The sequence below is a fragment of the Streptomyces sp. NPDC057939 genome, assembly GCF_042887545.1.
Classification (GTDB): Bacteria; Actinomycetota; Actinomycetes; order Streptomycetales; family Streptomycetaceae; genus Streptomyces.
The window spans coordinates 1-12,714 of sequence record NZ_JBHVPG010000022.1; the positions used below are offsets into that span (position 1 = coordinate 1).

Annotated in this window: 14 protein-coding genes and 2 pseudogenes; 4 read left to right on the plus strand and 12 right to left on the minus strand. The window is 68.6% G+C overall.

Annotation, left to right across the window (positions count from 1 at the left end):
- Window positions 1-43: 43 nt before the first annotated feature.
- Together ACFVS6_RS23110 and ACFVS6_RS23115 are read right to left on the minus strand one after the other, a co-directional pair.
- Complete coding sequence (locus ACFVS6_RS23110; protein ID WP_389706431.1) at window positions 44-412, minus strand: PRC-barrel domain-containing protein; 369 nt, start codon at window positions 410-412, stop codon at window positions 44-46.
- Window positions 413-793: 381 nt separating this feature from the next.
- Complete coding sequence (locus ACFVS6_RS23115) at window positions 794-955, minus strand: hypothetical protein (protein WP_053676175.1); 162 nt, start codon at window positions 953-955, stop codon at window positions 794-796.
- 636 nt (window positions 956-1,591) lie between these two features.
- Here ACFVS6_RS23115 and ACFVS6_RS23120 point away from each other — a divergent pair.
- Window positions 1,592-1,888 (plus strand): DUF2188 domain-containing protein, encoded by a 297-nt coding sequence (locus tag ACFVS6_RS23120; protein ID WP_389706433.1) that lies wholly within the window; start codon window positions 1,592-1,594, stop codon window positions 1,886-1,888.
- 306 nt (window positions 1,889-2,194) lie between these two features.
- Here ACFVS6_RS23120 and ACFVS6_RS23125 read toward each other — a convergent pair whose 3' ends face one another.
- The gene (locus ACFVS6_RS23125; protein WP_389706435.1) at window positions 2,195-2,830 is read right to left on the minus strand and encodes a GPP34 family phosphoprotein; all 636 of its coding nucleotides are present in this window, start codon (window positions 2,828-2,830) and stop codon (window positions 2,195-2,197) included.
- A gap of 552 nt (window positions 2,831-3,382) precedes the next feature.
- On the opposite strand from ACFVS6_RS23125, the gene ACFVS6_RS23130 reads away from it, so the two are divergent.
- A complete protein-coding gene (locus tag ACFVS6_RS23130) occupies window positions 3,383-4,135 on the plus strand; it encodes an ArsR/SmtB family transcription factor (protein WP_389706633.1) in 753 nt (250 codons plus the stop codon).
- Window positions 4,136-4,520: 385 nt separating this feature from the next.
- On the opposite strand, the gene ACFVS6_RS23135 is transcribed toward ACFVS6_RS23130, so the two are convergent.
- The 4 genes from ACFVS6_RS23135 to ACFVS6_RS23150 all read right to left on the minus strand — a co-directional run bounded on the left by ACFVS6_RS23135 (window position 4,521) and on the right by ACFVS6_RS23150 (window position 6,382).
- The gene (locus ACFVS6_RS23135; RefSeq protein WP_389706437.1) at window positions 4,521-4,667 is read right to left on the minus strand and encodes a hypothetical protein; all 147 of its coding nucleotides are present in this window, start codon (window positions 4,665-4,667) and stop codon (window positions 4,521-4,523) included.
- Window positions 4,664-5,023: a TetR family transcriptional regulator C-terminal domain-containing protein gene (locus tag ACFVS6_RS23140; protein ID WP_389706635.1), complete on the minus strand. Its 360-nt coding sequence runs from the start codon at window positions 5,021-5,023 to the stop codon at window positions 4,664-4,666. Before ACFVS6_RS23140 ends, ACFVS6_RS23135 begins: the two co-directional genes overlap by 4 nt.
- 300 nt (window positions 5,024-5,323) lie before the next feature.
- Window positions 5,324-5,494: a hypothetical protein gene (locus ACFVS6_RS23145; protein ID WP_389706438.1), complete on the minus strand. Its 171-nt coding sequence runs from the start codon at window positions 5,492-5,494 to the stop codon at window positions 5,324-5,326.
- 573 nt (window positions 5,495-6,067) lie between these two features.
- On the minus strand, window positions 6,068-6,382 hold the full coding sequence (locus ACFVS6_RS23150) for a hypothetical protein (protein WP_389706439.1): 315 nt from the start codon (window positions 6,380-6,382) through the stop codon (window positions 6,068-6,070).
- Between the two features lie 422 nt (window positions 6,383-6,804).
- Here ACFVS6_RS23150 and ACFVS6_RS23155 point away from each other — a divergent pair, with 422 nt between their 5' ends.
- Window positions 6,805-7,488, plus strand: a complete 684-nt coding sequence (locus ACFVS6_RS23155) for a spermidine synthase (protein ID WP_389706441.1) — start codon at window positions 6,805-6,807, stop codon at window positions 7,486-7,488.
- A 291-nt stretch (window positions 7,489-7,779) separates the two neighbouring features.
- On the opposite strand, the gene ACFVS6_RS23160 is transcribed toward ACFVS6_RS23155, so the two are convergent.
- Complete coding sequence (locus ACFVS6_RS23160; RefSeq protein ID WP_389706442.1) at window positions 7,780-9,603, minus strand: alkyl/aryl-sulfatase; 1,824 nt, start codon at window positions 9,601-9,603, stop codon at window positions 7,780-7,782.
- A 250-nt stretch (window positions 9,604-9,853) separates the two neighbouring features.
- On the minus strand, window positions 9,854-10,600 hold the full coding sequence (locus ACFVS6_RS23165; protein WP_389706443.1) for an SDR family oxidoreductase: 747 nt from the start codon (window positions 10,598-10,600) through the stop codon (window positions 9,854-9,856).
- A gap of 128 nt (window positions 10,601-10,728) precedes the next feature.
- Between ACFVS6_RS23165 and ACFVS6_RS23170 the strand changes: the two genes are divergently transcribed.
- Entirely contained in the window at window positions 10,729-11,061 is a 333-nt protein-coding gene (locus tag ACFVS6_RS23170; protein ID WP_389706445.1) for an ArsR/SmtB family transcription factor, read from the plus strand.
- 282 nt (window positions 11,062-11,343) lie between these two features.
- Here ACFVS6_RS23170 and ACFVS6_RS23175 read toward each other — a convergent pair.
- From ACFVS6_RS23175 to ACFVS6_RS23185, 3 genes and pseudogenes are all read right to left on the minus strand, one after another.
- Window positions 11,344-11,795, minus strand: a pseudogene (locus ACFVS6_RS23175) (glutathione-dependent formaldehyde dehydrogenase); the annotation flags it as partial.
- Between the two features lie 52 nt (window positions 11,796-11,847).
- A pseudogene (locus ACFVS6_RS23180) lies at window positions 11,848-12,051 on the minus strand (hypothetical protein); the annotation flags it as partial.
- A gap of 320 nt (window positions 12,052-12,371) precedes the next feature.
- Window positions 12,372-12,701: an STAS domain-containing protein gene (locus tag ACFVS6_RS23185; RefSeq protein ID WP_389706447.1), complete on the minus strand. Its 330-nt coding sequence runs from the start codon at window positions 12,699-12,701 to the stop codon at window positions 12,372-12,374.
- Between the last annotated feature and the right edge of the window lie 13 nt (window positions 12,702-12,714).

Below are 12,714 nucleotides of genomic sequence, written 5' to 3' on the forward strand. Positions count from 1 at the left end.
CCCCTGTCCGGGGTGTCGGGCCGCGCCGTCGTGAAGAGGGGGGTCAGGCGGGGCGGCCGCCGAAGGGGGCGCCGGTGCCGTAGTAGGTGCCCAGCTCCTCGCGGTAGCCGGCGTCGCCGATGTGCTTGTCCCGGTGGAACTCCGGGGCGTCCTTGATCTGTTCCTTCGTCCGGTCGACGTAGACCTTCTCCTCGGCCGTGTCGATCCGCACCACGGTGCTCGCCGGGAGGAGGACCTCCTTGCCGAAGATCCACACCCCGGTGTCCACGACCAGGTAGGCGTCACCGACCTCGTCGGAGTGCTTGTCGACCTTGCCGATGCTCCCATCGGTCGCCTCGACCTTGAACCCGATCAGGTCGGTACCGGCCAGGTGGCCCGCGGTCTGCTGGTAGCTCCACACGTTCTCAGTCACGCGAAAACAACTCCTCCGTCTACCGAGAACTGACAAAGTATTCACGTTCCGTCAGCCCCGATGTATTCCGTTCGAATTCTGTGGCGAACGATGCATCGACCGTTCCACCTGAGATCCGCATGCCCTCGAATTCGCACCCCACACGCACGGGTTCGGAATTCATGGCCGGGACGGCCGCCGATCTTTGGAGGTGAGCAGGTCCCCTGCTGCGTCACGGCGACCGTCCCGGTTGATGCCGCTGATGCCCCGACCATCCCGTTTCACCCGTTACCGCAAAACCATTACCGCCCCACGCGGACATGGCGGTGGCCTGGGCCCCCTCGTCGGAGGGGGGACCAGGCCACCGCCATGCATGTCAGCTCCGGGGCTTCCGCCGGTCGGCTACCAGCGGTACCAGCGGCCACTACCGCCCTTCGGACGGGCAACGAAGCCGACCAGCCACAGAACCAGGACCGCGATCGCGACCCACCAAAGAATCTTCACCGCGAAACCCGCACCGAACAGAATAAGAGCGAGCAGAAGAACAAGAAGCAGGGGAACCATAGTTATTACCTCCAGAACAACGAATGCCCCCACCCGTTCCAGCCATGCGCCGCAAAATCACCTGTTTCTCATTCGTGTTGACGGGAAGGCGCGTCGCCCCGGCAGACGGCCGACCAAGCGAGAACGTCTACGCCGGCAACGCCATGACCCGCCGCGCGATCTTCATGTACGGCGACCGGCTGCCGAAAGCACCCAACGGCCAGATCAGTGCCGGCCTGGACATGACCACCTCCCCCACATCCTCCTCGCCCTATCGAAAGACCCCGCCGTCCGCGTGCGGGAACTCGCCGAGGGTTGTCTTGCTCACCGAACGGACCATCCAGTCGATCTCTCCGACCTGGAACAGGAGGGATACCTCACTCGGGTACTCGAGGGCCGCCGCACCCAATACCGCATCACCGCCGGAGCCAAACCCAGCCACCCCGCCGAAGCAAGCCGCGGCATCGCCGACCCAACCTCTTCGCCGGCACCACGCACAGGGCAACCGTCTCCTCCGTCACGGCCCCGAACGCATGCGCCCCGTAGGACACTGAATAGTGAAGAGCCAGGATCGACCCTTCGTCGCCAATGCCCCCTGGACCGGTTGCGCCCGGGTCGGTCTTCGGAGCTCGTACCGGGCGGCGCGAGGAGAACGACATGTCAGCGAAACAGACCGTGTACCACGTCTCACCCTCCGGTGAGCGGGCGGCCGCCGCGGGTGTCAAGTGGCAGGTCGAGGGCAGGGAAGGCCGGCGGAAGCTGCACGAACCGCACCGAACCCAACAGGACGCCATCGCGGCCGCGCGTCGCCATGCCAGGGAGCACATGTCCGCGCAGGTGATCGTCCACGCCCGAGACGGGCACGTCCGCAGCGCCTACAGCTACGGGACCGCACCCGACACACCACTCGACGAGCGGGGCCGCAGAGCAGGGGAACGCGGGGGCCTCTTCTGAACCGGCTCAACTCCGCACTCCGGAAGTCATCGCTGCGCGGGTGGACAGGCGTCAGGGGTCGACTTCCGGGTGCGTGAACCGCCCTTGCCCAATGAACGGGCGCGGGCGATCTCGGCTCGGTTGCTGTCACCGGGCAGTCGCCGACTACGAGCACACCTCATCAGCGAGCCGGATCTTCGCCCGGTGCAGAGCCGCCCGGTGCAGAACGCGGAGTCGAACCTCAAGCGCCGCCTCAAGACTCCACCGGCTGCGCGCCCGGCCGGGCTCGGTCCGGAAGTGCCGCTCTCGAAGCAGGTGGACCATGCCCTACGGCACGCGCCAGACATTGGCGAACGCCGCGTTCTCGATGGAACGGCGCTGTCTCACGGCCTCCAGCTCCATCACCGCGTCGTTGACGCTCGCCAACACGGTCATGACCGCTTCGTTCTCTTCACCCTCCAGGAACACCGACTCGTTGACGTGATCACTCCCGTCCTCGGAGCGGCTTGCCGAAATGCCCACGGCCGCGGCGAGGGCAATGAGGTTGGGTTCACCGCCCTCCCAGCGGCTTCGGGCCCGGCGTCGAGTGGGTGACTCCGCGACCTCCAGGCGATCATTTCCGAAGGGCAGCAGGGCGCGTCGTCCCCGCGTCAGCTGCCCGGCCTCTTCCAGGGCCGCCTGGTAGGCCGCGGACAACTCCCGACCGCGTCGCCACAACCACTCTTCGACCCTCTCGTAGGGCACCTGACGGATGAGCGCCGACAAGGCCTCAGCCACCAGTTCGTCGTGCGGCGCATCCTGCCCGCCCGGCACGATGAGGTCACCGTCCAACGAAGCGGCCTGCACGGCGAGGAGATCGAGTAGCTCAGCGCCCGCGAGAGCCAGCGACAGGTCGCCTTGCCCGACGCCGGATCCAGGCCGTTCCTCCATGGCGATGATGAACAGGTCCTTCGCTGTGCTCATGAGCGCTCCCCTTGGAACCTTCACAAATCAGATCTGTCCGTCAGATTTCTACCGTCGCACCAACACCGCAGAGAACTCCACAGTTGCCCCTACACGGCGGGCGACCAGTGTCGGCATATCCACAGTGTGCCCAGCCACGCACGAATGATCGGGCTCTGTCGCTGTTCCTGTGATGCCGGGGTCGTGAGGCGCGCAACCTTCAGAGGTGCGGTTCTCGTCCCTGGCGGCCGGGGCCGGGCGTGGGTCCGGTCGGCGCGCGACCATTGCGCCGCCTGCGGCTGTCATCTGACATCTGGACGATAGGGCCGTGCCGCATGGAGAGGGCCTCGCCGAACCTCTGCCGCGGCCCACTGGAAGAACTGGTTGAACGACTCCGCCTTGCCTGTCGTGGCGGACACCCGCCGGTGAAGTGTCGCGTCCGAGAGGTGGCACAGCATCTGCGCGAGGCGGACCACGCGGTCACCTCGCGGAACGAACCCTTCCACGTCGCGGTCGGAGGCCTCGTTTGACATGCAGGTAAATGCCTGCATGATTGATGGTGTGAGCGATGAGATGGACCGGGTCTTCAAGGCCCTGTCCGATACGACCCGCCGGCGACTCCTGGACCGGCTGCACGAGAAGAACGGCCAGAGCCTCGGAGAACTGTGCGAAGGCCTGGGCATGGCCCGCCAGTCGGCCACCCAGCACTTGAGCCTCCTCGAAGCCGCGAACCTCGTCAGCACCGTCCGCAGAGGCCGGGAAAAACTCCACTACCTCAACCCCGTACCGCTCCACGAAATCCAGGAGCGGTGGATCGACAAGTTCGAACGCCCCCGCCTGCGCACCCTGAGCGACCTGAAACGGAAGGCAGAACAGGCCATGACCTCCAAGCCCGACTTCATCTACACCACCTACATCGAGGCCACCCCCGAAACGGTCTGGGAGGCCCTCACCGATCCCGAGATGACCGCCACCTACTGGGGCCACTCCAACGTGTCCGACTGGCAAACCGGCTCCATCTGGGAGCACCGGCGCATCGACGGCTCCAGCACCGCCGATGTGGCGGGGACCGTCGTCGAGGCCGTACCTGCCGAACGCCTCGTCCTGACCTGGGCCGTACCCGGCGAGGAACGCCCCGACGGGCCGTCCACCGTCACCTTCGACCTCAAGCCGCTCGGCGGCACCGTGCGACTCACCGTCACCCACGAGAACCTGCGAGACGAAAGCGAACGCCGCCAGGCCGCCGGCGGCTGGTCCACCGTGCTGTCCAACCTCAAGACCTACCTCGAAACCGGCAAGCCCCTCCCCCTCCCCGCCTGGAATTGATCCACCACAGTGGGACCGGCCGCCACCGGGGGGCGGGGTCGCCCATGGCATCGGATCCGGCCGTGGTCGTCGAGGTCGATACCGCGGTCAGTTCGCCGGTCAGGGCCTTGCTCACCCCGGTCCGGGGCCGATCCACGCGGTCAGTGCGGTCAGTGCTTTCAGTGCTTTCAGTGCTTACAGTGCTTACAGTGCGGCAATCGTCGTCGGCCGCGCTGTGGCCCTCGCCGAAATGGGCGGACGTCTTCAGGGGAAAGATCGTCGCGCAATCGGGGTGACCGGATCGGAGAAAGCGCGCCCGTGGGCGAGGTTCGCGAACAAGCCGTGGGTGTGGTGGCGACCAGCGGAATGTACGCCGCGAGAATGACCGGCAGGCAGAGGTCTCGTATCAGGGCAGGCCCGATGTCGCGCCGGTGCCGGTGCCGGTGAGCATCAGTAGTGCGACCTCGGTGGCGGTGTCGGAGCCGGGTCCGAAGAGCGTCCCGAGCGGATCCGAACGACGCTCGTCGAGATCGGCGGCTCCGCGTATCGTCACGCCTGACCGGTGGGACGCAGTTCGCGTGCGAGCGCAGACAGAGCGAACATGCGTGCGGATGTGTGTTGCCGGCGGGACCGTCCGAACATCACGTCTTCGGAGATTCCACTCAGCATGGCCGCCGCTCGGATCGTGACCTCGGTGATGTCCACGTCGGCGAAGTGTCCCTGGTCTCGACCTTCACGAAGGATGGTTTCAAGTCGCTCGTCCCAGCCGTCCGACAGCGCGGTGAGGGTTTGCCTGCCCGCTTCGTCGTGGCGCTGGGCCAGAACCTGCGTCCACAGCGCGTAGCGTTCGTCGCCCTGATGGCGGGGTAGGAGAAGCGGACGAACAGGTCCCGTTTCTCGGCGGGCGATGCGGCCTGGTCAGCGGCGTGCCGGAACCTGGCCCAGAGGTCCGATTGGCTCCATGCCCGGACTTCGAATAGGAGCCGGTCCTTCTTGCCGAAGCGGCAGAGGAAGACCGGCAGCCGGCGCACGGTGCCGCCGCGCACGCCGCGGCTGCCGGCGCGGTGACCTGACGGAAGCCTCCGGCCGGGCCTCGGCGCGGCCAAGAGGTCGGCCCGGCGGCCGGGCCGCCGTCCTGAGACGGCTCCGGGGAACCTCCGCCACTGCGTCGAGGAGCTGCTTGGCAGGCGCAGCTGCGTGCAGCCACGCCTACCCGGCAGCCTTGTTCAGCGCCACGACGACCACGCCGACCCCTGCTCCGAGCCGGCTCCGACGGCCGTCGCGGCCAGGGACACACCGGTGACGCCGAGGGCCGGCCCGGAAGATCAGGAGCAGGCCGCTGGGCAGGGTGACCACGTTGACGAGCAAGGGCGTGTACATGGGCACCCGGATCGCCCCGATCCCCGCGCAGGCGCGCCCTGGAGCGTGAACGAGGCGGCGGCGAAGGGCACCACGAACACCATCACCCGCAGGTGGCCGTACCCTGCCCGATCAGCTCGTCGGCGACGGCGCGCAATGCCAGGTCCCGGCGCGGCCGTGGCGTACAGCGCCCTGACGGTCGCACCTCGCACCGACCGGGACGGCCGGCCCGATCCGCCCCCCTCCCGGCCACCTCGCCCGGTCGCCTCGCGCCGTGGCGGGGCGGCCTGGACCTGGACGGCGGTCGGCCAGCCGCGCATGACGATCAGGGCGACGCGATAAGAGGGTGCGGCGGGCCCGAGCGCACTCGGAGTGCCGGTGGACAGGTGGGCGGGCATGACGGTGTCGACGACGTGGACGACGGTCTGCGTCCGGCAGTCCAGCGATCAGCAGCGGGTAGGTCAGGGCCACTTCGTCGATCAGCGTGTCGGGGACCGCCGTCACAGCCTCGCCCCTGCGGCCTGCGGCGAACCGTTCCCGGATGGTGTGCGCGAGGCCCTCGTGGCCCAGGTGGCAGGCGATAGGGGGTGGCGGTTACCAGTTCTGCCAGGCCGGAGCGGGGTGGCGGGGTGCGCGCCGCTTGCGGGCTTCGAGCCCGAGGAACATGGCCCCCGAGGCGAGGGTCACGAGGAACGACACCAACATGGCCAGTGGCAACAGGATGTTGGCGGGTTCACCCAACCTCAGCCACAGTGCCGCCGTCGCCGATGCCAAGGCCACCAGCGACGAGACCCTCGCGGTGAGCGACAGCCTGCCGCTCACCGCGACGAAGAAGTACCCGACGAGCAGACCCGGCGCGATGGTCACGATCAGGCCCAGGAGCAAGAAGACGAGCAAGGCGATGGGCACGTTCTACCGACCTCCGGGTCTCACGGCCAACTCGTGCCGAGGGCGAACGGATTCACGTCCCCCTGGCCCGGCAGGCCTTTCCGCGCGCCATGCTGCCAGATTTTCTGAACACGTTCAACATCGGTCGTGGAAGTGGTCCACGAGGCGGGCCGTCCTCCCGATTGCCGTCCCCGGCAGTCACGCGGAACCCGGGGACGCGCCCACCGAACCCGCGACCTGGCAGGACACGGTCGACAAAGGGGGCTTCTGGGCGGACGCGGCGGCCGACGTGGAGCGGGGGCAGCATTTTCCACGCCGCTTGCCGCATCGCCAGGGACAGGGGCAGAGACCCGCCGGATGGAGCGGGACGGGGAACCTTGCTGCCAGGAACGCCGTTAGGGCTCCAGGTGATCGTCCAGCATCAGCGTCCAGAAGGGTCCCTCATGTCATTACTCGATGCCGAGCCGACCGGCGCCGTGACACTCGACCGACGTATCGGTCCGCACGGCGAAGTGGTCCTGCGTCGCCGGGGCAAAACCTACGAGATCATCGCCAACGGCTGTTTCCTGATGGACACTTCCGACGGACGCTCCGAACGCCTCCTCATCGATGCAGCGCTGCGGCAGACGACTGCCACGGCGCCCTCGGTCCTGATCGGCGGCCTCGGTGTGGGGTTCTCCCTCGCCCACGCCGCCGCACAGCCGCGCTGGTCCCGGATCGTCGTCGCGGAGCGCGAGGACGCCGTCATCGACTGGCATCGAACAGGACCTTTGCAGGCCTTCACCGGCGCCGCTCTCGCCGATCGGCGCGTCCGCGTCCTGCACACCGACCTCAACGACCACCTGTACACCACGACCACCCGGTACGACGCCCTGTGCCTCGACATCGACAACGGCCCCCACTGGACCGTCACCGACGACAATCACAGCCTGTACTCCCCCGCCGGACTCGCCGCCTGCCGCACACGCCTCAGCCCCGGCGGGATCCTCGCGATCTGGTCCGCCCAGCCCTCACCCGCCTTCGAACAAGCCCTCCGCCGGGCCGGATTCGAAGAGGTCCACACCGAGGAGATTCCCGTCTCCCGCGGAGTGCCCGATGCCATCCACCTGGCGCGCAACCCCACCTGAACAAACCCGGGCCGCAGGAGTGGACCTGGCGCGCACGGGGCTACGCGGCGGGTGGAACCCACGTCCGTGCCGCCACGGTCCGCCGCGATGTCCAGCAGCCGATCCCGTTGGACTCTCCACCGCCGGACCCCGGCGCAGCTTCGCCGCGCTCCACTCCGCGCCGTACCGGCACAGCACCTCCTCGGACCCCGACGGCGGCAGCCACCGGGCCGGGTCGGGATCCGCTTCGCCGTGCCTGGAGCAGGGCACGCTCCAGGCATCGCGTTCAGGGGCCCGGCTGGACGGATCCGATCAGGGGGTGACGATGGGGAATGCGTTGTCGGGTTCCGTGACGAAGGAGAAGAGACGGGTCCAGTGGGCGGGGTCCCCGTCGGTGGTGACGCCGTCGAGTCCCTGACCCTCGAGGGCTTTGAAAAGCTGCGGCCGGGTCAGGGTGAGGGTGAGGTCGGCCGGCGTCCCGACCGTGTGGTCGAGGGGGGCGGAGCGGTGGGTGAGGGCGCCGTTGTGGAGGGTCACGCGGTGGCGACGCCGTTCATCGGTCAGCGCCAGGTCGATGGTGAGGTCTTCGTGCCAGGCGCGCGGTCCGTCGATGCGGATCGCGAGGGAGTCCAGGACCATGTCCGTCGTCAGGGCGACGGCCATCTGGGGGTTGGTGGGATCCAGTAGGGCCGGACTTTCGCCTTGGCGTAGTTCGAGGGCGGCGGTGAGGTAGAAGTTGCGCCAAGGTCCGTTTTCGGCGCCGTGGCCGAGCCTGTCGTAGACGGCGGCCAGGGCCGTCCTGGCTCCGGGGTCGGCGGGGTTGGCGAAGACGAGGTGGTTGAGGAGCGTGGCCGCGAAGCGGAGGTCGCCTGCCTCGGCGTACGCCGTGGCCTTGGTCAGGGCTTGTTCGGGGCCGCCGGCGATATCGACGTAGCGCTTGGCCTGTTCGACGGGTGGGTGTTCCCACAGGTGGGCGGGGTTGCCGTCGAACCAGCCGAGGTAGCGCTGATAGATGGCTTTGACGTTGTGGGATACGGAGCCGTAGTAGCCGCGGGCGTGCCAGGCGTTTTCCAGCGCGGGCGGCAGGCGGAACTCTTCGGCGATCTCGGGTCCGGTGAGGCCTTGGTTGAGCAGGCGCAGGGTCTGGTCGTGCAGGTAGGCGTAGAGATCTCGCTGGGCGGTGAGGAAGGCGACGATGTTCTCGTGGCCCCAGGTGGGCCAGTGGTGGGAGGCGAAGGCGACTTCGTAACCGCCTGCGAAGAAGTCGACTGTTTCGTCGAGGTAGCGGGACCAGATGCGGGCGTCGCGGACGACGGCGCCGCGCAGGGTCAGGATGTTGTGCATGTTGTGGGTGGCGTTCTCCGCCAGGCACAGTGCGCGCAGGTCGGGGAAGAGGAAGTTCATCTCGGCGGGGGCTTCGGTGCCAGGAGTGAGCTGGAAGACGATGCGGACGCCGTCGACGGCTTCTTCCTGACCGGTGTGGGTGATGTCGAGGGTGGGCGGGATGAGGGTGATGGTGCCGGTGGAGGTGGTCATGCCCAGGCCGGCACTGATCTGGCCGTCGGGTGCTTTCGGCAGCCGGTCGCCGTACATGAAGATCGCGCGGCGGGTCATGGCGTTGCCGGCGTAGACGTTCTCGCTGACGGCGTGTTCGAGGAATCCGGCGGGGGCCAGGACGGGGATGCCGTCTTCGGTGCCGGGGGGCAGGACGCCGCGGGCGCCGCCGAAGTGGTCGCCGTGGGAGTGCGTGTAGATCAGGGCGGTGACGGGGCGATCCCCGCGGTGCTGCCGGTAGAGGGCCAGGGCCACGGCCGCGGTCTCGGCGGAGATGAGCGGGTCGATGACGATGACGCCCTGGTCGCCCTCCACGAGGGTCATGTTCGACAGGTCCAGACCGCGGACCTGGTAGACGCGGTCGGTGACCTGGAACAGGCCCTGCTTGGCGCACAGCTGGGCTTGGCGCCACAGGCTCGGGTTGGCGGTGTCGGGGCAGCCGCCCTCCAGGAAGGCGTACGCGTCGTTGTCGTAGACCACGCGACCGTCGGCGTTCTTGACCACGGCGGGCTTCAGGGCGCCGACGAAGCCGCGTTCGGCGTTCTCGAAGTCGGTCGTGTCCTCGAAGGGCGGTGCACTCATGCGTCGGATCCGTTCAGCAGGGCCGGACGGCTGCCCGACAGCAGGACGAGAGCCTGCCGCCGGGCGAACCGTGAGCGCCGATTCGGGCATTACGGACACACTCTGGCGGATGTCGGTGCCTCAGCCCCGTGTCCCTGGTCGGGCCGCGCGTGTCCCCGGCAGGCGCGTCCGGGCCAGGACGGGAGGGGGAGGGAGGGAGGGAGGGAGGGCGGCGGTGGGCGGCTGCCGGTGTGTCCGACGTGGTGTGGGGTCAGAGGGAGCGGGCGGCGCCACCGTCGATGCGGATCGATTCGCCGTTGATGTACGCGGCGTCGTCCGAGACCAGGAAGCGGGCGAGCCTGCCGATCTCCTCGGTGGTGGCGTACCGACCGGCGGGGATCCTCGCGAGGAAGGCCGGGTCCTCGGGCCAACTGTCGACGTAGCCCGGCATCAGGGAGTTCATCCGGATGCCCTTCGCGGCGTACTCGTCGGCGTAGAGCTTGGTGAAGCTGGTCAGCGCGGTGCGCATCGCCGAGTTCACCGGGATCACGCCCATCGGCTCGAACGCCGTGTACGAGGACAGGTTCACGAACACACCCTTCCCGGCCCGTTCGAAGTGCGGGGTCACCAGGCGCGCCATCCGCACGACCGAGAGCAGGAGCATGTCGAGGCCGTCGTGCCATTCCTCGTCGGTGACCTCCAGGAGCGCGGTGTTCTTCGCGTGCCCGGCGCCGTTGACGACCGCGTCGATGCGGCCGTACCGCTCCGCCGTGGTGTCCACCAGGCGCCTCAGGTCCGCCGGGTCGGTGAGGGAGCCCGGCACGGCGGTCGCGCCGAGTTCGTCGGCGAGGGCGTGGATCGACTCGTCGATGTCCAGCAGGGCCAGCCGGTAGCCGGCCTTCGCGAGCTCGCCCGCCATGCCGCGACCGATCCCCGAAGCGGCGGCGGTCACGATCGCCACAGGAGCGTCGGCTGCAGGCGTTGTGGGCTCGGTGTGCGTGGTGGGGGTGGTGCTCACGACGGATCTCCTGGGCGAAGAGGAAGGGTGGGGTGGACCCCCAAGTACGAGAGTACGAGAATCACCATACAGTCGTACTACAGAAAGGGACAATCGACTCAGTACGTGACTCGTCGTACAGTCGGAGCATGGCCACCTACCATCCGAACCGCGAACAGCTCCTCATCGAGGACGTCCTCTCCGCCCTCGGCAACCCCGTCCGCCTGCACATCGTCCGCGAACTCGCCGCCTCCGAGGGAGAACGGACCTGCGGCAGCCTCCCCCTCGACGTCACCAAGGCCACCGCAACCTTCCACTGGCGGGTCCTGCGCGAATCCGGCATCACGCGCGAACACAAAGCAGGCCGCTACAAGGCCGTCGAACTCCGCCGCGAAGACCTCGACACCCGATTCCCCCACCTCCTGGACGCCGTCCTGGCCGCCACACCCCCCACTCGGAACACCGACGGCGACACTCCCTAGGACACTCCGACCACGGCCGGCGCACACCGTTGACCGCACCCACCCACGCCGGGGCCCCGCGCACCGGCGCGTTCGTTTGGGTCCCGCGGGGACACCACTGCGGTCGTGTCGCCATGGACCTTGACCACCGACGGAACCGACGGTCGAAGGTGGCTGGGGAAGCATGCTCGGACGCGTGTACCGCGAGCGGATCCCGAGGTGGCGCGGGCCCTGAGTTCCGCCGCTGACGGCGACACCCGATTCGCCGAGCGCACCGCCAAAGCCCGGTCGCGAGTTGAAGAAGACCTTCACGGCGGCGTCAAGCTTCTTCTGGAACATCTCGTACGCGTCCGGTGCCTGCTCCAGGGGCATCCGGTGTGTGGCGAAGTCGTCGACGCCGAGTGCGTCCTCGTCGGTGAGTAGCGGGAGGATGGCGTCGACCCAGCGGTGGACGTTGGCCTGGCCCATGCGGAGCAGGAGTTGCTTGTCGAACATTGTCAGCAGGGGCATGGGGTCGGCTGCGCCGCCGTGGACTCCCCACGTCGGTCAGGTCGTCTCCGCACTCGCGGAGGTCGAGCGTGTGAATGCCGCGTCGCCGGGCGCGTTCCAGGCGCTCCGGGTACGAGGTCGATCCCGATCACCGTCCCGGCGCCGTGGTGGGCTGCGTTGCGCGTGCTCATGTCTCCGATCGACCCCACGCCAAGGACCGCGACACTTCCGCCCGGCGGGACGGCCGCGTACTGGACGGCCTGCCACAGGGCGAGGTGCGCCGGGGCCGGGAGTGGGCAGGCCGGGTGGGGTGTGCGCGGCCACGAGAGTCGGGCTGAAGTTGTGGAACGTGGCAGCCACGGCGCCCGCACCCACCGTTCCCATGGCCGCGGAGCGCCCGGCGAAATAGCCCATTCGTCTCCTGTCCAGTCCGGCGGCGATGAACTCGTCTTCAGCCTCGGGGGCGAAATGGATCAGGGAATGGAGGGGGTTGAGGGCCTCGTGGCACCGCTTACCGGCCAGAGCGGACGTCGGTCAGGGGACAGGAGCCGAAGACACCGAGGAGTTGACCGGGCGTACCGATTTCACGGACGGTGCCGTTGTCGTCGCGGAGGAGGGCAGCCGGGTGACCGGCCAGGGCGAGGGCCCGGCCACGCCGGCGGGCGTGAAGCGGATTCGGGCGTGGCCGGCCGTCAGGCGGTGGGCGGCGCCCTGGCGGAGCATCGCGGTGTTCAGGTGGTCCATGAGGTCCGCCGGGGTGCGGTCTCCGAGCGCGTCGCCAGTGCTGCACAACCACGCCGGACGCCCCACGACCAAGGCCGCCGCAGAGCACGGGAGCCCTGCTACAGGGCACGTGCCGCCGCGATGCCCTCGGCTGTCGGGAGGAGGTCACGGACCTGGGTGAGTTCCAGGAGCCGCTCCAATCGCGGAGGCACGGGTCCGGCCACGACCAGGCGGCCGGTGCGCAGCATGCGGATCAGGAGGTTGAGCATGGAGGAGTCGGCGAAGGTGATCCGGGTGACGTCGAGGACGATGCGTCGTACGCCGGGGTCGTCGGCAGCGTTCGCGCACGCCCGGTCGAGGGGTTGCAGGGTGTCCTGATCGAAGTCGCCCGCGCACATGATGACGCGGACGTCGTCCTCGTCGGGCAGGACCCGTACCCACTGTTCCATCCGCGCTCCCCAG